Source organism: Salinispora pacifica CNR114 (assembly GCF_000514775.1).
GTDB lineage: Bacteria > Actinomycetota > Actinomycetes > Mycobacteriales > Micromonosporaceae > Micromonospora > Micromonospora pacifica.
On the sequence record NZ_AZWO01000005.1, the window covers coordinates 217805 to 241045 of the forward strand.

12 protein-coding genes and 1 pseudogene are annotated in these 23241 nt (G+C 68.3%); 9 read left to right on the forward strand and 4 right to left on the reverse strand.

Annotated elements, in window-relative coordinates:
* The first annotated feature begins 69 nt into the window (after positions 1-69).
* The 6 genes from tsf to B118_RS0104575 all read left to right on the forward strand — a co-directional run bounded on the left by tsf (position 70) and on the right by B118_RS0104575 (position 6639).
* Complete coding sequence (gene tsf, locus B118_RS0104550; protein WP_018220711.1) at positions 70-897, forward strand: translation elongation factor Ts; 828 nt, start codon at positions 70-72, stop codon at positions 895-897.
* Positions 898-1059: 162 nt separating this feature from the next.
* Positions 1060-1827 carry a UMP kinase gene (pyrH, locus tag B118_RS0104555; protein WP_033660626.1) on the forward strand — a complete coding sequence of 256 codons (768 nt, stop codon included), beginning with the start codon at positions 1060-1062 and terminating at the stop codon, positions 1825-1827.
* Positions 1828-1895: 68 nt separating this feature from the next.
* Positions 1896-2453, forward strand: coding sequence for a ribosome recycling factor (gene frr, locus B118_RS0104560; protein WP_018220709.1), 558 nt, complete (start codon positions 1896-1898; stop codon positions 2451-2453).
* Between the two features lie 370 nt (positions 2454-2823).
* Positions 2824-4059 carry a phosphatidate cytidylyltransferase gene (locus B118_RS0104565; protein WP_028192438.1) on the forward strand — a complete coding sequence of 412 codons (1236 nt, stop codon included), beginning with the start codon at positions 2824-2826 and terminating at the stop codon, positions 4057-4059.
* A gap of 128 nt (positions 4060-4187) precedes the next feature.
* Positions 4188-5306 (forward strand): dual-specificity RNA methyltransferase RlmN, encoded by a 1119-nt coding sequence (gene rlmN / locus B118_RS0104570; protein WP_026270593.1) that lies wholly within the window; start codon positions 4188-4190, stop codon positions 5304-5306.
* A gap of 55 nt (positions 5307-5361) precedes the next feature.
* Entirely contained in the window at positions 5362-6639 is a 1278-nt protein-coding gene (locus tag B118_RS0104575) for a DivIVA domain-containing protein (protein ID WP_028192439.1), read from the forward strand.
* Positions 6640-6730: 91 nt separating this feature from the next.
* Here B118_RS0104575 and B118_RS29880 read toward each other — a convergent pair whose 3' ends face one another.
* Positions 6731-6997: a DUF2631 domain-containing protein gene (locus B118_RS29880; protein ID WP_026185340.1), complete on the reverse strand. Its 267-nt coding sequence runs from the start codon at positions 6995-6997 to the stop codon at positions 6731-6733.
* A 193-nt stretch (positions 6998-7190) separates the two neighbouring features.
* Here B118_RS29880 and B118_RS0104585 point away from each other — a divergent pair, with 193 nt between their 5' ends.
* Positions 7191-8780 carry a Rieske 2Fe-2S domain-containing protein gene (locus B118_RS0104585; protein ID WP_028184481.1) on the forward strand — a complete coding sequence of 530 codons (1590 nt, stop codon included), beginning with the start codon at positions 7191-7193 and terminating at the stop codon, positions 8778-8780.
* A gap of 88 nt (positions 8781-8868) precedes the next feature.
* Here B118_RS0104585 and B118_RS0104590 read toward each other — a convergent pair whose 3' ends face one another.
* A complete protein-coding gene (locus B118_RS0104590) occupies positions 8869-10494 on the reverse strand; it encodes a phytoene desaturase family protein (RefSeq protein WP_050592782.1) in 1626 nt (541 codons plus the stop codon).
* 117 nt (positions 10495-10611) lie between these two features.
* Positions 10612-13743 (reverse strand): DNRLRE domain-containing protein, encoded by a 3132-nt coding sequence (locus B118_RS0104595; protein ID WP_028192441.1) that lies wholly within the window; start codon positions 13741-13743, stop codon positions 10612-10614.
* Between the two features lie 436 nt (positions 13744-14179).
* Here B118_RS0104595 and B118_RS27925 point away from each other — a divergent pair, with 436 nt between their 5' ends.
* Together B118_RS27925 and B118_RS31555 are read left to right on the forward strand one after the other, a co-directional pair.
* The gene (locus B118_RS27925) at positions 14180-22072 is read left to right on the forward strand and encodes a ricin-type beta-trefoil lectin domain protein (RefSeq protein ID WP_238323859.1); all 7893 of its coding nucleotides are present in this window, start codon (positions 14180-14182) and stop codon (positions 22070-22072) included.
* Positions 22069-22326, forward strand: coding sequence for a hypothetical protein (locus B118_RS31555; protein WP_155256536.1), 258 nt, complete (start codon positions 22069-22071; stop codon positions 22324-22326). Before B118_RS27925 ends, B118_RS31555 begins: the two co-directional genes overlap by 4 nt.
* 751 nt (positions 22327-23077) lie before the next feature.
* Here the strand turns inward: B118_RS31555 and B118_RS31560 are convergent.
* Positions 23078-23241: pseudogene (locus B118_RS31560) on the reverse strand (IS110 family transposase); the annotation flags it as partial.

Sequence of the window (23241 nt, forward strand, 5' to 3'; positions counted from 1 at the left end):
TCGGCCGGGGCTCCGGGTACATCGTCATCCAGACCACCCACCCGCAGTCTCACCACTGAAGAGAGAGTCATGTCCAACTTCACCGCCGCGGATGTCAAGAAGCTCCGCGACCTCACCGGCGCCGGCATGATGGACAGCAAGAAGGCGTTGACCGAGGCCGAGGGCGACTTCGACAAGGCTGTCGAGGTTCTGCGCGTCAAGGGCGCCAAGGACGTCGGCAAGCGGGCCGGCCGGACCGCCGCCAACGGCTTGGTCGCGCACTCCGGCAAGGCCCTGCTGGAGCTGAACTGCGAGACGGACTTCGTCGCCAAGACCGACAGCTTCGTCGCGCTGGCCCAGCAGCTGGTCGAGTACGGCGAGCGCACCGGCGTCAGTAACGCCGAGGAGCTGCTGGCCAGTGAGATCGACGGCAAGGGCGTCGCCGAGCTGATCCAGGAGCAGTCCGCCAAGATCGGCGAGAAGCTGGTGCTGAACCGGTTCGCGAAGCTGGACGGCACCGTCGCGGTCTACCTGCACCGTAAGGCGCAGGATCTGCCGCCGGCCGTCGGTGTGCTGGTGCAGTACACCGGCAAGACCGACGAGGCCGGGGACGCCGACGCGCGCGGTGTGGCGATGCAGATCGCCGCGATGCGCCCGCAGTACCTGAGCCGGGACGAGGTGCCGGCAGAGGTCGTCGAGTCCGAGCGGCGCATCGCCGAGCAGACTGCCCGGGAGGAGAACAAGCCCGAGGCGGCGCTGCCGAAGATCGTTGAGGGCCGGGTGAACTCCTTCTTCAAGGACTTCGTCCTGCTGGAGCAGGCCTCGGTCACCGACAACAAGAAGCCGGTGCGGCAGGTTCTGGCCGAGGCCGGTGTTGAGATCACCCGCTTCGTCCGGTTCGAGGTCGGCCAGGCCTGAGCCGAGCCTGAGCGCTTGTCGGCGCTCGGGACGGGAACGTGGACGAGGAGGTCGCCGGTGTACGTGTCAAGCACCGCGGCCTCCTCGTCACATAGGGTCGATGGCGGCAATTCGCGGCGTGTGCGGCGTGTGCAGCGTTCGCATGGTGAAGGGGCGGGGAGGATGACACAGGTTGTGAGTGACCGGAGTCTGCTGGCGGAGGATCCGACGGCGCCGCCTCCTGGCCGCGCGCGGCGGGTGGTGCTGAAGCTCTCCGGCGAGGTGTTCGGCGGGGGTGCGATCGGTGTCGATCCCGATGTTGTTCAGGCTATCGCCCAGCAGATCGCGACCGTGGTCCGGCGCGGCGTGCAGGTCTCGGTGGTGGTCGGTGGAGGTAACTTCTTTCGGGGCGCCGAGTTGCAGAAGCGGGGGATGGACCGGGCCCGGGCCGACTACATGGGCATGCTCGGTACGGTTATGAACTGCCTCGCCCTCCAGGACTTTCTGGAGAAGGAGGGCATCGAGACCCGGGTGCAGAGCGCCATCACGATGGCCCAGGTCGCCGAGTCCTACATTCCGCTGCGCGCCATCCGGCACCTTGAGAAGGGGCGAGTGGTGATCTTCGGTGCCGGCGCCGGCATGCCCTACTTCTCCACCGACACCGTCGCCGCGCAGCGTGCGCTGGAGATCCGGGCAGATGTGGTGCTGATGAGCAAGAACGGGGTGGACGGCGTCTACACGGCGGATCCGCGCGTCGACTCGACCGCCAGCAAGTTCGACTCGATCACCTTCTCCGAGGTGCTTCGTCGAAACCTGCGGGTCGCCGACGCCGCCGCGTTCAGCCTCTGCATGGAGAACGGCCTGCCGATGTTGGTCTTCGGCGCCCAGGGCGACGACACCATCACTCGGGCCGTGGGTGGCGACAAGATCGGTACCCTGATCACCACCTGAGCGGTTCGACCTCGACGGTCCTCCGACACGACCAGCCACGACGAGCATAGAAGGAGGCGAGGAGAACGGTGATCGACGAAACCCTCCTCGAGGCCGAGGAGAAGATGGAGCGGGCCATCGAGCACGCCAAGGAGGAGTTCGGGGCCATCCGTACGGGCCGCGCCAACGCCGCCATGTTCTCCAAGATCATCATCGACTATTATGGCAGCCCGACCCCGTTGCCGCAGATGGCGTCGATCGGGGTGCCGGAGCCCCGTATGGTCATCATCAAGCCGTACGACACCTCGCAGACCAACGCCATGGAAAAGGCGATCCGCGACTCCGACCTTGGGGTGAACCCCAACAATGAGGGTAACCAGCTGCGCATTCTGCTCCCGCAGATGACCGAGGAGCGCCGCCGCGAGATGATCAAGGTGGCCCGGCACAAGGGGGAGGAGGCCAAGGTGGCGGTCCGCAACATCCGCCGCAAGGCCAAGGAGGAGCTGGACCGGCTGGTCAAGGCCGGTGAGGTCGGTGAGGACGACGGGCGCCGTGCCGAGCGGGAACTGGACGATCTGACTCAGCGCTTCGTCGGCACCGTGGACGAGCTGATCAAGCACAAGGAAGCCGAGCTGCTCGAGGTCTGACCTCGCTCCCGACTGCTGACGCGGCACCGGCGACCACGCCCTTCGGGGCCGTCGGTGCCGCCTCGCTGTTGCGGCTCGTTGCCGACCGACGCGCAAGGGCCGCGCCGACGCACCAAGGCCCGGCAGGGTCGCACCGGTGGGCGTCGGGCGTACCGGTCGTCCTGGCTGTGCTGGTCGGGTCAGCGGAGGCGGTTTCAGATGCCGGGGTAGCGGGTGCAGTAGGCTCGGCTCGACTCTCGGGCACCTGGCGGTGAATGGCGGGGATCGACTGGCCGACCCGTCGGTCAACCAGAGGGAACATCATTCGGGTGGGGGACATGGTTGTGGTTGTGCGTCTGGTCGTCGGTTTCGTCTTCCCTCCAGGTGCGTGATGTCCGCCGTTGACCCGCACAGCAGCGCCGAACCGCACGGCTGGGAACGGCCCGCCCACTCGCGTGGCGTTCCGCCGGCGGATTCCGATGCGGTCCCCCGCGAAGTCGGTGCAGGGGTTCGGCATCGAGAAACTCCCGGTTACGACCACGGTGGTCCCAGCCAGCATGGCCGGTCGCCAGCGGAGTCGATGGGTGGGCCTGGCCGAATCCCGGGTAACGGCCACCAAGCCCCCGTCGACGACCGGGACTACCCGACCGCGCGGCAGACCCCGGTCCCGGACGCCCCAGTCGGGTCCGAGCACCCCACAGCCCAACTCCAGCCGGTCCGGGACGACGATCCGGCCGCACAGCCGCGACCGCGGGGGCGGCGTCGGGCGGGACGGCGTCGTGCCACCGGCGCCGCTGCCGGACCGCCGTCGTCCGGCAAGGCCGGTCGTAACCTGCCGGCGGCCATCGGGGTAGGGGTCGGCCTCGGTGCCCTCATCCTCGTGCCCCTCTTCCTCTACCCGTTCGCCTTCGTGGTGGTCGTCGCGGGGGCGCTGGTGGTCGGTTGTTGGGAGATGACCCGGGCGGTCGGTCGCGCGGGCGTCCACCCGCCGTTGGTCCCGCTGGCCGCGGGCAGTGTGCTGGTGTCTGGGCTGGCCTGGTTCGCCGGGCCCGATGCGTTGACCCTCGGTTTGGCCGTTACGGTGCTCGGTACCCTGGTGTGGCGACTGGGCGACGGGCTGGCCGGATTCCGCCGGGACGCCCTCGCGGCCACCCTGATCGCTGTCTACGTACCGTTCCTCGGTGGGTTCGCCGCGTTGCTGGCGGCGCCGGAGGACGGGGCGCTGCGGGTGTTGGTGACATTGACCGCGGTGGTGCTCTCCGACACCGGTGGGTACGCGGCCGGAGCCAACTTCGGTCGGCATCCGATGGCGCCGACCATCAGTCCGAAGAAGTCCTGGGAGGGGCTGGCGGGTTCGCTCGGCGCGGCGGCCCTCGGCGGCGCCCTGCTGATCTGGCTGCTCTTCGATGTGGCGCCCTGGTGGGGGGCGCTCTTCGGAGTCGCTGTCTCCGCCGCGGCCGTCCTGGGCGATCTGGCCGAGTCCATGATCAAACGAGACCTCGGGGTGAAGGACATGAGCAACCTGCTGCCGGGGCATGGCGGCCTGATGGACCGGCTCGACTCGGTTCTCTTCGCCCTCCCGACGGCGTACCTGCTGCTTGCGCTCTTCGTTCCGGTGACGGGCTGAGGCGTGGGCTACCCGGTGCCCGCCGCCGGGCACGCCCCGCCCTCACCAGCGTCGCCGGCGGGTCCGGGGCGAGGCTGGCGGATCCACCGCGGCGCGGTCCGAGCCGGGCGTGACAGACTGGATGGGTCATGACTAGCCTGCCCTTGACCCCGGTCAACCCCGACGCCCCCGCCCGCCGCGCGGCGATGCCCCCGCGGCACCTCGCCGACTTCGATCTCGCCGGCCGCCAGGCCCTGGCCGAGGAACTGGGCGAGCCGCGGTTCCGGGCTCGGCAGGTGTCGACCCACTATTTCGGCCGCCTGGTCCGCGATCCGGAGCAGATGACTGATCTGCCGTCGGCCACCCGGGAGAAGCTGGCCAGCCAGTTGCTGCCCACGCTGTTGACGCCGGTGCGGGAACTGGCGTGTGACGACGGTGCCACCCACAAGGCGCTCTGGCGGCTGCACGACGGATCGCTGGTCGAGAGTGTGCTGATGGGCTATCCGGACCGGGTGACGGTCTGTCTCTCCAGCCAGGCGGGGTGCGGGATGGCCTGCCCCTTCTGCGCGACCGGCCAGGCCGGCCTGACCCGCAACCTCTCCACCGCCGAGATCGTCGACCAGGCGGTCTACCTGGCTGGAGTGGCCGCCTCTGGCGCTGTCGCCGGGTCCCCACCGCGACTGTCTCGCGTGGTGTTCATGGGGATGGGGGAGCCGCTGGCCAACTACCACCGGGTGGTGTCGGCGATTCGCCGGCTGGTGGCGCCCGCGCCAGAGGGGTTGGGGCTGTCCCAGCGACACATCACCGTTTCCACGGTGGGTCTGGTCCCTGCTATCCGTCGGCTGGCCAGCGAAGACCTCTCCGTGACCCTTGCGTTGTCGCTGCACGCGCCCGATGATGAGCTTCGCGACGAACTCGTGCCCGTGAACCAGCGCTGGAAGGTGTCCGAGGTGCTGGAGGCGGCCTGGGAGTACGCGGCCCACACGAGACGTCGCGTGTCGATCGAATACGCAATGATCAAGGACGTGAACGACCAGCCGTGGCGAGCCGACCTGCTTGGGCGGCTGCTGGCCGGCCGGTTGGCCCATGTGAACCTGATCCCGCTCAACCCCACTCCGGGTAGCCGCTGGGATGCGAGCCCGAAGCCGGTTGAGCGGGAGTTCGTCCGGCGGTTGCGCGCCGCCGGGGTCTCCACGACAGTGCGGGACACCCGGGGGCGTGAGATCGACGGAGCGTGTGGTCAACTCGCCGCGGCCGAGGGGCAATGAGAGCGTGGGGGCCGGGGAGAGCGACCCGGCGGAGCGAACGAGACCAGGAGACATAGTGGCGAGTCAGGGTCAGCGTTTCCGGCGTAAGTCGCTGCGCCGGGGATACAAGGTTGACGAGGTGGATGCCTTCCTCGACCGGGTCGAGGCCACGCTGGAGGGGCAGCCGGTGGGCGCGCCCGTGTCCGCGCAGGAGGTCCACGACGTCGTCTTCCGGGTCCGATTCAACGGCTATGACGAGTGGCAGGTCGATCTTCACCTCGACCGGGTCGAACGGCAGCTCGCCGACGTGGAGGAACAGGGCGGCCGCCCGGCTCCGGCCGCTGACCCACACCCGCCCGAGCGGATGGGTCCGGCGGAGCGGATGGGTCCGCCTGACCAGTTCGGCCCGGCGGAGCGGATGGGTCCGCCTGACCAGTTCGGCCCGGCGGAGCGGATGGGTCCGCCTGACCAGTTCGGCCCGGCGGAGCGGATGGGTCCGCCCGACCAGTTCGGCCCGCCAGGACGCATGGGTCCGGCGGAGCGGATGGGTCCGCCCGACCAGTTCGGCCCGCCGGGACGGATGGGTCCACCCGACGAGCGGGGCATCGCCCCGGAGCAGCAGCCGATGCCGCCCCGGTTCTCGCCGGCGCAGCCCGGAGTGCCCTACAGCCGGTACGACGAAACCACCGGGTCCTTCGCCGGCGGCCACGATGCCCCCCGTGGGGGCTACGATGCCCCCCGCGGCGGCTATGAACCGCCACGCGGTCCGGCCGCCCCGCACGGTCCCAGCGGCCCGCACGGTCCCGGTGCCCCGCACGCTCCCGGTGGTTCGCACGGTCCCGGTGGCCTGTCGCGGGGGCCAGCGACCGGCGGCTACGGCCCCGACGAGCCGCGGTTCGACGGGTTCGAGGCCGGTCGACACGGACGTGCCGACATGACGACCGAGATGCGGATGCCGGAGCGTGGGCGGGAAATGGGCGGTTTGCCCGCGTCGCAGCCCGGTTTCGCCGGCTCACCGGAGGTCCCTGGGCCGCCGATGGTGGCTCCTCCGCCCAGGGAGGGTGATCCATCAAGGGGAGGGCCGCCGATGGCTGGGCCGCCGGGCAGCGACCTCTACCGGGTTGACCAGATTCGCCGCAGTTTCCAGGTTCGCCGCTTCGGCAGCGGGTACGACCCGGACCAGGTCGATCGCTTCTTCGACAGCCTGCTCGGCGGAATGCAGGGGCGGAATCCGATGCCGGTGAACCCGCACGACCTGGGCACGCTCCGCTTCGGCCTGGTGCAGGGCGGCTACTTCGAGGAGGAGGTAGACACCGCCCTGAAGAATGTGCAGGACGTTCTGCTCGGTCGTTGACCCGGGCAACACCGGGTTGACCCGGAACAACGCTGTGGCCCGCTCCCTGACTCCGGGGAGCGGGCCACAGCGTTGTGGCTGACGGTGCGCGCTACGGGCGAAGCCCGTTACGCCGGAGCACGATGTCGCCGACGACGATGGCCAGCAGCAGAACGGCGAGACCGATCAGCCAGAGGTCCTCGATCCTGCCCTCGTGGTTACCGCAGATCATTGCCAGCAGCGACAGCGCAACAACCACCGCGCCGATCCGTCCGGACCTGCGGTGCCCGGGCTTGTGTTGGTCCGGAGACGTAACCGGCTCGCTTCCTGCCACTGTCGGTCCTTCCCTCGTGATCTGATCCGCGGTCAAGTCTGGCACGCCCTGTACCGGCCCCGGCGCTGGGTCCGACCATCTCCCGGACGGAGTCGGTGGGACACCGGGAGCCCATGTCGGCCGGAACGAAGGCCGTTGTCGCCCATGGACGGCACTACCGGCGTCGCGGCGTGATGGTGAAAGTGGCTCCGGTAGGTTCTGACGTGAACCTTGTTATGTCTGCTAAGGGGGAACTGCGGTGCGAGTGACCGGTACCGGGCACGCCAGCATGCGGATCGACACTCCCGCGGGGAGCATCCTGTGCGACCCGTGGGTCAACCCGGCGTACTTCGCCTCGTGGTTTCCGTTTCCCGACAACTCCCAACTCGACTGGGCGGCGCTGGGCGACGTTGACTACCTCTACGTCTCGCACCTGCACCGGGACCACTTCGACGCGGCGCACCTCAAGCGGTACGTGTCGAAGCGGGCTACCGTACTGCTGCCCGCCTTCCCGACCTCGGAGATGGAAGACGAGCTGCGGGAACTGGGCTTCACCCAGTTCCTGAAGGCGCCGAACGAGGAGGTCGTTGACCTGGGTGGCGGCCTCAAGGTCATGATCCAGGCCCTGACCAGCCCGACCGACGGTCCGATCGGCGACTCGTCGCTGTGGGTGGAGCACGACGGGGTCCGGCTGCTCAACCAGAACGACGCCCGCCCCACCGACCTCAGCGTCTTCACCGAGCTGGGCCACGTGCACGCGCACATGCTCCAGTTCTCCGGTGCGATCTGGTATCCGATGGTCTACGAGCTGCCGAACGCCGCCAAGACCGCGTTCGGCAAGCAGAAGCGGGACCGGCAGTTCGACCGGACCTGGCGCTATATCGACGACCTGAAGGCCGACCACGTCTTCCCGATCGCCGGCCCACCGTGCTTCCTCGACGACGCGCTGTGGCAGTTCAACGATATCCACGGCGACGAGGGCAACATCTTCCCCGACCAGTCGGTGTTCCTGGACGAGTACGCCAAGGTCGGCGGCACCAACGGGGTGGTGTTGCTGCCGGGCAGCGTCGCCGAGGTCACCGCCGACGGCTGCGAGACCACCCATCCGGTGCCGGTGGCGGAGTTCTTCGCCGACAAGGTCGCCCACCTCGAAGAGATGCGGGAGCGCAAGCGGCCGATCATCGAGGCGGAGAAGGCGTCCTGGCGGCACCCGGAGGTGGACGTCCTGGGGGAGATGCAGCGCCGCATCGAGCCGTTGCTGAACGAGTCGATCTATCTGGCCAAGGGGGTTGGCGGGCCGGTCCGCTTCGACCTGGTCGATGTTGATGACGCGGGTACGGAGACCGTCGAGTCGATCGTGGTGGACTTCCCCGGCAAGCAGGTCCGCCCCTACGCCGACGAGAAGGTGCGCTACCGGTTCCGCACCGAGCGGGCGCTGATCGAGCACCTGCTCCACGTCGGCGAGGTGGACTGGGTCAACTCGCTCTTCCTGTCCTGCCGGTTCTCCGCGGCGCGGATCGGCCAGTACAACGAGTTCGTCTACGCCTTCTTCAAGTGCCTCTCCCAGGAGCGGTTGCAGTACGCCGAGGGCTGGTACGACGAGCACGAGCGGGCGGTCGACGCGGAGGACATCACTCTCGGCGACTGGGTGGTGCAGCGGCGTTGCCCGCACCTCAAGGCGGACCTGAGCCGGTTTGGCATCGTGGCGGACGACCAGCTCACCTGCCAGCTGCACGGTTGGCGCTTCGACCTGCCCAGCGGGCGGTGCCTGACCAGCGTCGGCCACAAGATCCGCGCCGAGCGCGCCGACGAGCAGACTCCCGCCCCGGTCGTCGAGACGACGACCTGACCCGCGCCGGTCGTCGAGTGGGCTACCTGGCCCCCGTTCGGTCCCGCACGGCTCCGGCTGCGCGGCGGCTGTTCCGCCCCGCGCATCCTCACCGTCCGAGGTCGGTGAGGATGCGCCGGGCGGCGTTGTGGCCGGACGCACCGATGACACTGCCAGCTGGGTGACAGCCGGCGCTGCCCGCGTACACGCCGTCGATCCCGGTGGCGTACGGCATCCGGTCGGTGAACGACACCGTGTTGTCCACGTGGTGGATGTGCCCACCGGTGATGCCGAAGTGCGCCTCGATGCCGGGCGGGGCCAGCGGTACCGCGTCGGCGATCAGGGCCCCGGTGCCCGGGGCGTACCGCTCGCAGATCGCCACCAGCCGCGCCACGTACCCGGGTAGCGCCTCGTCCCACGTGGTGCCCGCCAACTCGTACGGCACCGACTGGACGAAGAGCGCCGACGAGTGGTGCCCGGCGGCGTCGGAGAGCGTCGGGTCGACGGTGGTGTGCAGGTACCACTCGATCGTCGGCTCCGGTGGCAGCCGTCCGGCCCGCACGTCGGCCCACATCGCGCGTAGCCCCGCCAGCGGTGTGTCCCGGGTGGCGCCGAGGTCGGAGCCGGGCAGCAGGTGGATCGTGGACCCGAACGGGTTGGGGGCGCCTGCCGGCAGGCAGGAGAAGCGCGGCAACCCGGTCAGCGCCAGGTTGAGCTTGAGCGTGGTGCCGGGGCGGCGGACCGCCGCCAATCTGTCGGTCAGCGACGCCGGGAGCGCACCATCGGGGAGCAGCTCCACCAGCCGGTACGGGTCGCAGGCCCCCAGCACCACGGAGGCGGCAACGGTCTGCCCGTCGGCGAGCCGGACACCGGAGGCCGCACCCCCGTCGAGGGTGATCGCGCTGACCGGCGTACCGGTGCGGATGGTGGCGCCGGCGGCCCGCGCGGCGTCGGCGAAGGTCCGGGAGACGGTCCCCATGCCCCCCTTGGCGATCATCCAGGTGCCGTCGGAGCCGGGAAGTCGGCACATGTTGTGGACCAGGAAGTTGTGCCCGGTGCCGGGGTCGTCCGGGCCGGCGTTGACCCCGGAGAGGCCGTCGGTCACCGCGTACATGCTGATCAGCAGCTCGGAGTGGAAGTCGAAGCGGGCCAGATAGTCGACGACCGAGCCGCGAACCAGGTCGACGAAGATCTGGCGCAGCGCCGGCCGGACGTACCGTTCGGCGGTCTCCTCGACCGGCAGCGGTTCGGCCAGCCAGGCTGGCGCCAGGTCCGCGCGCAGCGCCGCCAGCTCGGCCTGGAGCGCGGCGTCGGCGGCGACATCGGCGGGGGAGAAGAACTCGGCGAACTGCCGCCGGGTCGCGCTCGGGTCGGCACCGAAGAGCAGGTACGGCGAGCCGGGCCCGCCCGGGGTGGGCAGAAAGTAGTGCGGGTCGCGTCGCAGCACCGGGATGCGCACGTCGAGCCGGGCGAGCAGCTCCGGGGGCATCAGCCCGAGCAGGTAGGACCCGGTGGAGTGGCGCAGCTCCGGCACCCGGGGAAACGGCGTCTCGGTGCGGGCCGCGCCACCGACCACGTCGGCCGCCTCCAGCACCAGCACGTCCAGCCCGGCTCGGGCCAGCAGGATGGCCGACACCAGCCCGTTGTGCCCAGCACCGACGACGGCGACGTCCACCCGCCGCGGGAGCTTGGTCTGCGGTCGAGCCCGCAACGTCGAGGTCGGCTGCTGATCCATGCAGCGAAGATAGCTGTCGATCTGCCCCTGGGCTACCCCGGCACCGCGGGTGGTGGGGGCGCGGGTTGGGGATGGGGCCGCACGGGCCCGGCCAGCTGCCGGGCCCGCGCGACGCATTCAGCCGAAGGCCTTGACGCTGTTCCAGTCGTTCCCCAGCACGATCTTCACGGGGCCGTTGGTATTGGTGGCGGACGGATGGTAGATCCGCATCATGCCGTCCTCCCCAAACCGGGCCCACAGGTCCGGGACACTGTCCCCGTTCACGTCAGGGATACCGATCACCGCGTTGATGTTGGTTTCGGTCCAGTTGGTGCCGTAGGGGACGTCACCGTTCTGGGAGTTCGCCGCGAGTTTGATCGAATCCAGATCGACGCTGCCCGCTACTGCGCCTGGCTTCCCGTGGCGGACGTACATGTTGCCGTTGTCCAGGTTGCGCCAGAGCAGATCCGGTGTGCTGTCCAGGTCGATGTCCGCGACGTTGACGACTTCCCGGCGTTCCCAAGCGTTCCCGTTCATCAGGATGGCTTCCTGGAAGCTGGCGCCGGTGTAGCCGCTCAACGTCCAGAACGCCGTCCCGGCCCGCAGGACCAGATCAGGCAGCCCATCGCCAGTGATGTCGCCGAGCGCCTTGATCTGGGTCCAGGTCGCGGGGTCGGGTGTGTCTGGCGGGAGCAGGACGCGGAGTCGGTCGTCAACATTGAAGGTGCCGTATCCGTCGCCGGGGTAGAGCCAGAAGCCGCCGTCCGGGGTTCGGGCGAACAGGTCCGTGGAGCCGTCACCCGGATACACGTCGGAGTGTTTGGTGATCAGCGCGGCCTCGCCCGTTTCCGGGTCGTACCAGTGGCCGGTCGGGTTGAGCGCTCCTGATCCGGTGTAGGAGGCGGCCTGCCAGGCGTACAGTTCGCCGTCCACGTCACCCGCGTAGTTCCGTAGGTTGCCGGTGGAGTCGATGAGGAGAAGGTCGGGGATCCCATCGCCACCGGTGTCTCCGGGCCCGTCGACGGCATCGCGGGGCGGTACGTTGAAGTAGTAGCGGGTCCGGGCACTCTGGTTGCCGACGTCGTCGTAGGCGTAGACGTGCAGGGTGGTGGGGCCGGCGTGCCGGGGTTTCAGATCCGGCACGGTTGCGGTGCCGTCGGTGGCGTCCACGTACGTGGTGCCGAGTCCTTCGAAGGAGTAGCTGAACTCTTTTGCACCCGCGGCGGTGAAGGTGATCGGCCCGGTCTCCCCGAACTTTACGGTCGCCCAGGTGGCACCGTCGGGGGTGGCTTCCAGGAATACGTCGCTGCTGACATCGGGCGCCGGTGGAGCCGAGGCATCGACGATGAGCTTGCAGGGAGTGACGGGCGGGTTCCAGCTGGAGCGCGCGTCGGAGGTGTCCTCGGCCCGGACGTTCCACAGGTAGACGCCCTCGTCGACCAGGGTGCTGCTGGGGATCGTCAGGCTGGCCTTGCCGGCGCTGGTGGTGGTGACCAGGGTGCCGGTGGGCCAGGGGGAACCACTCTTCAAGAAGCGGAAGCGCAGGCCCTTCAGGTTGCCGTCGGGGTCGGTGGCGGTCGCCGACAGGGTGAGGTCGGTCTTGGCGACCCTGACCCCGCCGGGGGCGCATGTGCCCCCGGGGGAGGTGGTGAGGCTGGTCGGAACGTTGGGCTTGCGGTTGTAGGTAACCGTCAGCGTCGCGGACTTCGCCGTGAACTTGCGCCAGGTGTAGGTGTCGGACTCACTGGTGGCCCGCATGCCCAGGTTGATGTTCGACCACCCGTTGTCGGCCCCCTGCTGGGCCGCGTTCTTCACGTCGAAGTCTACGTAGTCCCCTCTGCAGCTGCTGTTGTAGCCGTAGGCGAACGACTTCTTCTGCTGCAGGGTCATGTAGCTGGGTTGGGCTTTCCAGGTGGTGCCGGAGGAGATCGCACCGACGAGCCACAACTGCATTTCCCGTTTGGTGCAGCTCCACGAGTATTCGTTGTTCACCTTGAAGGTCGCCGAGCTGACCGTAGCGCCGCGCAGGGAGGTGCTGAAGCCCATCCGCCAGAATGAGCGGGTTCGGAGCGGAGTGGACTTCTCGTATCCCACCCGCGCGACGGTCGTTCCCTTGTTGAAGTTGGTGCCATTCCAGGTGTTGGTGGTGGGGTGCTGCGAGTAGACGGTCGCCCAGTCGACCACCCCGCTGTTGAGCGTCGGGTCCAGGAAGACGGGGAAGAGCGTCTCCGAATTGGTCAGCAGCCCGGTGGCAGCGGCATCGAGGTGCAGGCGGAGCGCGCCGGTGCCGTCGCCGTCCACTCGGGTGGGGAGTTGGGCGCTGCGGGCACCGGGCTCGCTGCCGCTGAGACCGCTGAGGTTCAGCACGTCGGCGGGGGTATCCACCGCGGTGCGGATCTCGGCATCCGGGCTCTCCTGGCCAGCGGAGTCCCAGGCGAACGGGGTGGGGATCGAGCCGACCTCCTGGCCGGTCTGGTCCAGGATCTGGATTCCCCCGGTGCCGGCGTCGTGGCGGAAGCGTGCGGTTGCTGACGTCAGCCCGTAGGTCACCGCGCTGGCGGCTTCGATCGTCTCGGCCGCGCGGTTCTTGACGACCAGCAACTGGCCGAATCCGCCCACGTCGCGGGCGACGACGAGCAGGTCAACGCCGGGTAGAACCTCGGGGTAGAGCGCCCGCGGGCCGTCGAGGACCGGTTCCGGCAGATGTCCGGGCCAGGTGAAGGCGACGGTGTGGCCGTCCACCTCCGCTTCGGCCAGGACGGTTTCGCTGTCACCAGCCAGCGCCTGGCCCCCGCCGGATCCACCGGATCCGCCAGAGCTGTCGGGTTTGCCGGCTGCGCTGCTGCCCGCGGAGAAGCGGACGGGGGAGGGGCCGTTGACCGGCCGGATGTCCAGGCCGTCTGGACTCGCGTCGGTTCGGGTCAGCGTGGTGTCGATCGGCGACCACCGGCCGGCGGCGTTCTTTGTCCGCTGTGGCGTCGCGTTGAAGGCGGAGCGGAGCTGCCCGTTGGGCAGTGCCCAGGTCAGCGCGGTGGCGGTGGTGGCGGTCTCGACCAGTACCTCCTCACCGGTGCGGAGCGCCTGCGCCATCGCGGCGGCCTCGTCCTTCAGTGGGACGGCCGCGATGCGGGAGACCCCCTCCGGGGATTCGTCGGTCCCCGGCCACCACGGCAGCAGGGCGGCGACGACGGCGGTCAGGAGGAGACCGAGGGTGAGGGTCAGCCGGGTGCGTGTACGCACGAACGGACTGAGCAGGCGAGGCGCGGTCACGGCGATCCCCTCCCGTGGGGGCCAGGCGGACAGAAAGGCGCGGCAAGCAGCCCCGTCGGTGGGTCGGGGGGCAGAACGCGGGCACACGATCGCACGGAAACGAGCATGTTGGGTTACCGCGAACGTTATTGACCTGTGACCCAGCGTTGTCGCTCAACGGTGGGATCTGGCTAAATGATCTCTAAGGGCTATTTTGTCCGTGCCTTATGTGGAGCTTTGCCTAATTCATACTCCCGCGCCGGCTACTTGATCTTTCTCCGCCTTGGGTTAGGAGTGTCCTGTGGCCAAGACCACCCTTTTTTGGATCTTGGTCTGACTGCCGCCTTGAGCAGGGCGGGCTTATGCCGCAGAGTGCACACGCACGTGTCGCGCCCGACGCGTGTTCTGCGCGGTTTAATCCGTGCCTTCTCTTTCGTCCTCGCGGGAGTCGACGGGTATGCGTGGTACCGGTTTGTTGTTCCGACGGCCGTCCGGCCGGCGGACCCCGACGGAGTTGGGCCGCCTGGTGGGGCCGACCCGCCGAGCGTTCGTCCTAGCGCTCACGGCAACCCTGGCGGTGACCACCCTGCCCGCCGCCGCGTTCGCGGTACCCGGATCGGGCATGACCCGAGAGCAGGTCGAGCTCCCCGAACTGCCGGAGATCGAGCGGGTCGACCGGGACGAGGGCGCCGAGACGGACCTGACCACCGCCCCCGAGGTGCCGATCGACCCGTACGTGCCGCAGGCGGTTGACCCCTGGCAGCAGGACAGCGGCGTGGTGGACCTGACCGGTCTCGCCGCGGGCGACAGCCGGCCCGTCGATGACCTCCCGATCGCCCTCGGTGTGCCGGAGGAGGGCGACCCAGCCGACCTCGCTGGCACCTGGAATGTGGACCTGGCCGCACCCGAGGCGTCGCAGGACGCGGGGGTCGCCGGCCTGATCATGAAGCTCACCCCGCCGGAGACCGCGGACCCGGCCGCCGAGGTCGCGCTCAGCGTTGACTACACACCCTTCGCCGACCTGTACGGCCCGCAGGCGGCCGACCGCTTCGGGGTCGTGCTGCTGCCGGACTGCGTCTATGACGACCCGGACAGCGGGGACTGTGCGACCAGTGGCGGCACCGGCGGCGGCATGCCGGCGCGGACCGCCGCCCCGACTGACCTGACCGGCCCGGCCGCCGCGCAGCCTGTGCCGAGTGAGGTCGAGCTGGTGCCGGCCGACGAGGCGCCCACCAACAACTCCGCGGCGGAGGACGAGCCGACCCGGCGGGTGGTCACCGGTACGGTCCCCGTCGCCTCACTGCTCGGTGCCGACGCCGCCGACACCATCACCACCGAAGCCACCACCACCACCGCCGGCACCACCACCGCCGACACCGCGAGCGCCGTCACCACGAGCGCCGTTGCCGCGAGGTCGTCAACGGGCTCGAGTGTGGTGGGTGTGCTGGACACCGGTGGCTCCACGGCCGGTGACTTCACCGCCACGCCCCTGCTCTCCTCGGGATCCTGGGCGGCGGGCTCCTCTTCCGGTGCGTTCACCTACGGGTACCAGGTGCAGGTGCCGGAGACCGCCGGTGGCCTGATGCCGAAGGTGAACCTCTCCTACTCCTCGCAGTCGGTGGACGGCCGTACCTCCGCCACGAACAACCAGGCGTCCTGGATCGGTGACGGCTGGGACTACAACGCGGGGGCGATCACCCGCAGCTACGCCAACTGCCGACAGGACTCAAAGAAGCCGGGGGCGAACAACTCCAAACACCGGACCGCCGACCTCTGCTGGGGCTCGTCGAACGCGACGTTGTCGCTCGGGGGTATGACCACCGAGTTGGTCTGGGACGAGGACAAGCAGCGCTGGTTCACCGCCAACGGTGATGGCTCCACGGTGGAGCTGCGCACAGACACCAGCCGGGCCAACGGGGACGCGGACGGCGAGTACTGGATCGTCACCACCCGGGACGGCACCCGCTACCACTTCGGCCTGCACCGACTTCCCGGATGGTCTGACCACGGCTCGGGCGCCGACGACCCGGTGACCAACTCGGTCCTCACCGTGCCGGTCTACGGCAACCACGCCGGCGAGCCCTGCTACAAGGCGGGCAACTGGGCGGGCTCGTTCTGCACCCAGGCCTGGCGATGGGGTCTCGACTACGTCGAGGACATCAACGGCAACGCGATGTCCCTGTGGTGGGGCAAGGAGACCAACTACTACGCCCGGAACTTCAACTTCAAGGCCCCGGTCAAGTACGACCGCGGCGGCTACCTCTCCCGCATCGAATACGGGCAACGTCGGGACACCCTCTTCACCGCAGACCCCCTGGCCCGGGTGAAATTCACCGTCGCCGAGCGCTGCTTCGACGAGGGGGAGCTGACCTGTAGCGAGAAGAACTTCACCAGCTCCAACCCCGGGAACTACCGGATCTGGTACGACACCCCGGCCAACCTGCGGTGCACCGAGGGCGAGAAGTGCTGGAACGCGGGGCCGTCCTTCTTCACCCGCAAACGCCTCGACAAGATCACCACCTCGGCCCAGCGGCGCAGTGGCGACACCACGCTACAGGCGGTGGACGAGTACCAGCTCACGCAGTCCTTCCCGATCCTGCTGACCGGCCCGAACACCGCGCTGTGGTTGGAGTCGATCACCCGTACCGGGTATGCCCGCAACGGCACGACCGACGAGAAGGTCACCCTCAACCCGGTGCGCTTCGAGCACAACGCCGAGGACATGCCGAACCGGGTCAAGCAGGACCACCGTCCCGGCTTCTCCCGACTGCGCATCGCCCGGGTCATCAACGAGTACGGCGGCGAGACGGTCGTCAGCTACAAGGCGCCCACTGGGGACTGCGCCACCGGCACCAACCTGCCCGGCAAGGACGACACCGCTGACCTGAAGGCCAACACCCGGCTCTGCTATCCGTCGTACTGGCATCCGGACCCGGAAGCCGAGGACATCGACTGGTTCCACAAGTACGTCGTCGACAGCATCGAGGAGCTGCCCGCGATCGACGGCGCCTCCGTCGCCACCGTCACCCGCTACACCTACGGGACCCCGGCCTGGCGGCTCGCCGAGCGGGAGTTCACCAAGAAGTCAACCCGCACGTACTCCCAGTTCGCCGGCTTCGCCCAGGTTTCCGTCCGCACCGGCGACGACGATCCCGCCATCGGCAGTGCGCAGACCAAGACCGTCACCCGCTACTTCCGGGGGCTCGGCGACACCGTGTCGGTGCGGGACATCACCGGTGCCGAGATCGCCAAGGACCGAAAGCCCTTCGCCGGCCGAATCGCCGAGGAACTGACCTACACCAGCGCCGAGGACGCCGACGACGAGTGGCTGACCCGCAGCGTCACGTACCCCGCCGCCCAGCTTCTGGCCAGCCGCGACCGCGACGACGGCCTCAGCCCGCTGGAAGCCTGGCGGGTCACCGAGCCGCGGCAGGTGGCCCACGCCCGCTCCTCCGGCACCGGCGACGACACCCGCACCGAGCGGGTCGTGGAGACGAAGACCACCTTCGAGACGACGCATGGCCTGCCCACGCACGTCGAGTCCCGCGGTGACACCGAGCAGACCGGCGACGAGTCGTGCGCCTTCCTCGAGTACCACCACCGGCTGGACAAGAACCTCATCGGACTGACCAAGCAGGTCCGCTCCAGCCCGACCACCTGCGCCGACGCCACCTTCGACGACCTGACGACGTTGAGCTCCGCCAGCCGGGTGGCCTACGACGGCGCGGATTACGGCGCCGACCTCGGCGCCGGGACCCGGGGACTCGCCACCCAGACCTGGTCGCTGAAGGGCGACGGCTCCGGCTTCCAGGCCGACGGCACCACCGGCTTCGACGCCATCGGCCGCGTCGTGACCCGAACCGACGTGGATGGCGAGACGTCCACGATCACCTACACCCCCGCCACCGGTCAGGCCTTCGCCGTCTCCGAGGAGAACGCGCTGGGCCACCGGCAGACCCGGGAGGTGGAGCCGGGCCGGGCCGTCTCCCTCAAGACCACCGACGTCAACGGTCTGGTCAGCGAGGCGAGGTACGACCCGTTGGGCCGGCTGGTCGAGGCGTGGGCACCCGGCCGTACCCCCTCCACGGCGGCCGTCCCGGACTTCCGGGCCGAGTACGCCACCCCGGCGGGCAAGCCGCCGTACATCACCACCTTCGCGCGGGGGCACGAGGGTCGGATCGAAACCTCGGTGACGCTCTACGACGGAATGGGTCGGGAGCGGCAGAGTCAGACGGAGGCCGTCGGCGGCGGTCGTCTGATCACCGACACGCTCTACAACAGCTCCGGCGAGGTGTGGCAGACCCGCAACGCCTACCCCGCCGACGGATCACCGATCGGGCAGCTCTTCACGCCGCTCGCCGACACCGCCGTCCCCAATGCCACCCGCTACACCTACGACGGTCTCGGCCGGGTCACCCGGGAGTTGCCGGTCCTGGACGGCGTCGGGATGCCGGCGCGGGCCACCAGCTACACGTACGGGGAGGACCACTCGACGGTCGTCAACCCGGCGGGCGCCGCGTCCTACCGCATCTTCAGTGACGCCATGGGCCGGACCACCCGGCTGGACACCTTCACCGACAGCGGCCACACCGAGTTCACCTCGATGCGGTACGAGTACGACGCGCGTGGGCACCTGGTGCAGGCCACCAACTCCGCCGACGAGACCCACCCGTGGAGTTGGACGTACGACCAGCGCGGGCGACTCGTCACCGCCGTTGACCCCAACAGCGGTACCAGCCAGCTGACGTACGACCGGTTCGACCGGCAGGAGAGCGTCACCAACGGCCGCAACATCACCGTCTGGAACCGCTACGACAAGCTGCACCGCCCCACCGAGCAGCGGCTCGGCATCAGCGACGGCACCCTGTTGGCGTCCTTCACCTACGACAGCGCCCCGGGCGGCAAGGGGCTGCCGGCGACCGCCACCCGCTACACCGACGGCCTGGCGTACACCCAGGCGATCGGTGGATACACCGACGACTACCAGCCCACCTCCACCACCCTGACGCTGCCCGACTCCATCGCCGACACGTGGGGCCTGGAAACCTCCTACCGGTACGACTACACGTACACCGACACCGGTCTGCCCGAGTCGACCATGCTGCCGGCCGTCGGGACGCTCCCCGCCGAGAAGCTGCTGGTCCGCTACACCAGCGACGGGCTGCCCCTGTCGGTGTCGGGTAAGGACTGGTACGGCGCCGAAACGGTCTACTCGCCGTACGGGCAGGTGCTGCGCTCCACCCTCGGGGCCCAGCCGTACCGGGTGTGGACAACCGCCTCCTACGACAACGCCAGTGGCGCCCTCACCGACCAGCAGGTCCACCGGGAGCAGACCGATGACCAGAGCATCGTCGCCGCCAACCTGGTGTCGCACCGCTCCTACCGGTACGACGATGCCGGCAACGTCACCTCGATCCGTGAGCGCTCCCTCGGCCTCGAGGAGCGGCAGTGCTTCACGTACGACCCGATCGGCCAGCTGACCACGGCGTGGACGGCGACCGACCAGGAGTCCTGTGCCGCCAGTCCGGCCGGCGACACCGTGACTGCGGGCACCGACGGTGCCGGCTACTGGCAGGAGTACGAGTACGACCTGCTCGGTAACCGCACGAAGCTGGTGGAGAAGGATCTCACCGGCGACACCGACAAGGACGCCACCACCAGCTACGACTACGGCAAGGCCGACGGCACGCAGCCGCGCACCCTTACCAAGGTCACCAAGGACTACGTGACCCCGGGCGGCGCGGAGATCACCGCCGTCGCCGAGCGGCTGTATGAGCTGACCGGCGAGACCAAGGTCGTCACCTCCGTGGAGAACGGCGACCAGCAGGTGCTCTCCTGGACCTACGACGGCAAGGTCGACCGGATCACCGGCGCGGGCAGTCGGGGTAAGACCGCCTACGTCGGGTTGGCCGACAAGTGCATCGACCTGAATAAGGCCGTCCCGGGCGAGGCGGTTCAGCTGTACCCGTGCAATGACACGGTCGCGCAGAAGTGGGCCTTCGCTCCCGTGCCGGACCAGGCTGACCCGAACCTGGGCACTCTGTCCGTGTATGACGACTGGTGCGTCCAGCCCGCCGGCGACACCGCCGGGTCGGCCATCGCGACGCAGGAGTGTTCCGGGTCGACTGATCAGCACCTGGAGCGCCTCTCCACCGGGCAGCTCAAGCACCCTGCCTCCAGCCTGTGCCTCGGGGTGAAGGACGAGGTCACCGACGACCGCACCCCGCTGGTGCTCGTAACCTGCGACGCGGACTCCGCGGCGCAGCAGTGGGAGGCGCAGGACGAGACCCGGCACCTCTACGGGCCCGGCGGCAGCCGTCTGCTCACCATTCAGGACCAGCAGGCGACGCTGCACCTCGGCGAGGTGGTGCTGACCGTGCAGCGGGGCGGGGTGCAGGTCAACGCCCAGCGTTCCTACCCGGCGCCGGGTGGTGTGGTGATGCGTTTCGTGTACCACGCCACCAGCTCTCCCCGGCTCGTCGCCCTCGCCGGTGACCACCAGGGCAGCCCGTATGCCGAGGTCACACTCGATGCCGAGATGTCGGTGCGGGTCCGTAAGCAGGATCCGTTCGGTAACCAACGCGGCACCACGCCCCTCGGCGTCAAGATGCAGACCCGCGATGGCTTCCTCGGCGCGGACCGGGATGACGCCTCCGGCTACACGCCGCTGGGTGCCCGGCTCTACGACCCGGTGGTGGGCCGGTTCCTCTCCGCCGACCCGGTGCTGGACATCGCGGACCCGATGCAGTCCAACGGGTACGCGTACGCCCACAACAACCCGGTGACCCACTCGGACCCGACGGGTCTGTCGGTGTCGTTGACCGCCTCGGAGAAGGCGGCGGCGCTCGCGGGCGCGGGTCTGTCGGCGGCGCAGGTCGCCCAGGCCCAGGCCGACATGAACCGTTCGTTGATGTCGGTGATCCTCGACTCGGCCTGGTACATGCTGAAGGAGTTCATCGGCATCAACGACGCCATGAACTGCTTCGGCGGTGATATGTGGGCGTGCGGCAGCCTCATCGTCGGGGCGATTCCCTGGACGAAGCTCGGCAAGATTCCGGGCGTACTCAAGGCAGTCAACCGGACTATCTCCGCGATTCAGGCATGGCGTACGGCGAAGCGTGTCGCCGAAGGGGTGCTACGCGCCGCCAAGGCGGCGGAGACGGCGGCGCTCAACGCCAAGAAGCTGGCCATCGAGAAGGCGAAGAAGGCGGCCCAGGCCGCGAAGAAAAAAGCTGCTCAAAAGGCGCAAACAACAAGTAATAAGGCGGTCAACGCCACAAAGAAGACCGGCAACTCAGCCCAGAAGAACGCCCAGGCGAAATCCAACCCGAAGGGTTCGTCGGCGGCCTCCAGCGGTGCCGGCAAATCCGGTAAGTCCGGCGGTGGCTCCGGTAAGTCCGGCGGTGGCTCCGGCAAGTCCGGCGGTGGCTCCGGCAAGGGTGACTCCAAGGGCGGCGGGGACTCCGGCGCGACGACGCGCGGCAACGGCGGCTCAAGCGGCGGGTCCTGCCCAACCCCCGGCAACAGCTTCGTTCCTGGCACCAGGGTCCTGATGGCGGACGGCTCCACCAAGCCGGTGGAGGATGTGCAGCCGGGTGACGAGGTCCTAGTCACTGACCCAGAGACGGGCGAGACCGTGGCTGAGACGGTCACTGCGGCCATCACGGGCGACGGCGTCAAGAAGCTGGTGAAGGTCACCATCGACACCGATGGCGACCGTGGTACGGAGACCGCCGAGATCACCGCGACCGATGGCCACCCGTTCTGGGTGCCGGAGCTGGGTGAGTGGATCGACGCCACCGACCTACGTTCCGGCCAGTGGCTGCGGACCAGCTCGGGCACGTACGTGCAGATCACGGCGATCGATCGCTGGGACATCCTGCAGGCCACCGTCCACAACCTCACCGTCGCCAACATCCACACGTACTATGTGATCGCTGGCAACACGCCGGTCCTCGTACACAACTGCGGAGGGCGGGAGAGCCTCAGCGACAACGGCTACGAATGGGATCACGACGAGACCGGTAGTCTTCTTTATGGTGAGGTTGATGCCGACGGTGGATTGACTCTACTGGCGGACATGAAGAACAGCCCGGTGAGAGGGCAAGTGATTTTTGGGCGGATGATGGATTCTCTGGGCAGCAAGGTGCGAACAATCAATGGGAACCTTGTGGATGAGAACAAGGCGTCGTTTGTCGCAGCACTTGCGGGCGGGAACACGCCAGAACAGGCTGCATGGACGACCTGGACCGGAAAAATGGCTCAAAGGCATGGCTTCACGAAGCTTTTGCATGTAGACCAAGAGGTATCCGTCGGGGCACCTGTTCGGCTAAGGTTCGGTAGGCCGTGATGCCTGCTGCGGGGGAGTGGCGTCATATTTTTCGCGCGTCGATTGATTCTGGTGGTGGACTAGTTGATATTGCTCGCATAATCAGGTCCCATGGAGAGTCTGGCCAATACATTCAGGCGGCAGCAGCATTGCGGCAAGAGTTCGGGTTCAAGATTGTTGAAGCCTTGGCTGTTGTCGGTTGGGCTGAAGGGAGCGATGACAGCGAAGTGTCTCTGTTGGAAATGTGCCGCAAGATAGAAACGGAGATAAAATAGCTGGGTCGGCGTCAAAGAATCGTCGCGGCGATGGCTGGCCGACTGCCGCGGCTCTTGGTGTGCGGCCCGGTGTTTCGGGTGTTGAAGGCCACGGACGTCTTCCCAGATTGCCGTCACCGTCGCCGTCAACACCGATATACTTGCGATACGCAGGGTGGACGCTATACGCGAATGGCCAGGTAAAACGCTATAAATATGTAAGTCACACTGCGTGAAGGGCTGAAAGTCCCACACGTACTATGTGATTGCAGGCGAAACCCCGGTCCTGGTGCACAACTGCAACGACGTCATCACCAACGCCGAGGGGTACGACAACTCGGGAGCAGTCGGGGCGCATGGCGATGGTACGGGGTTAGCGGAGTCTATGACCTGGACGCCGGTACATTCCGGGCCCAGCGCAGTGTTTTGGAAAGGTCCCTTGGCGACTCTCCTAATGTCGTCCTGCGGAATGGTGGCCATGGGCAGATCAATTTCGAACACTTCAACATGTCGCGCCGGACTGTTGGCTTCACGATGATCGCTGAGGAAGGTGGATTCAGTACTAAGTGGGGCTCGGGGCTGAACGGTAGGAAGTTTGGGCAGCGAAATGCGCCGGAGCAGTATAGATTCCAAGTCATGGAGGCCGTATCTGCGGCTGTCGGGAGGCGGGTGTGGTCGAAGTGAATGACGGTGGTTCCCGTGTCCGGGGTCTGTTGATTCCTGCGCTCCTTGTGAAGGCAATTGAGTCGGGGGGGTGTCCCTATGGGTTTGGTCAAGCCGGGATGGGGCTTGTTGGCCGTGGTTGGTAGGGGATCTTGTCGCGGAGCATGGCGAACAGGACGTCGCAGCGGCGTCGGGCGAGGCAGATGAGGGCGGCGTTGTGGCGTTTGCCTTCGGCGCGTTTGCGGTCGTAGTAGGCGCGGCTGACGGGGTCGG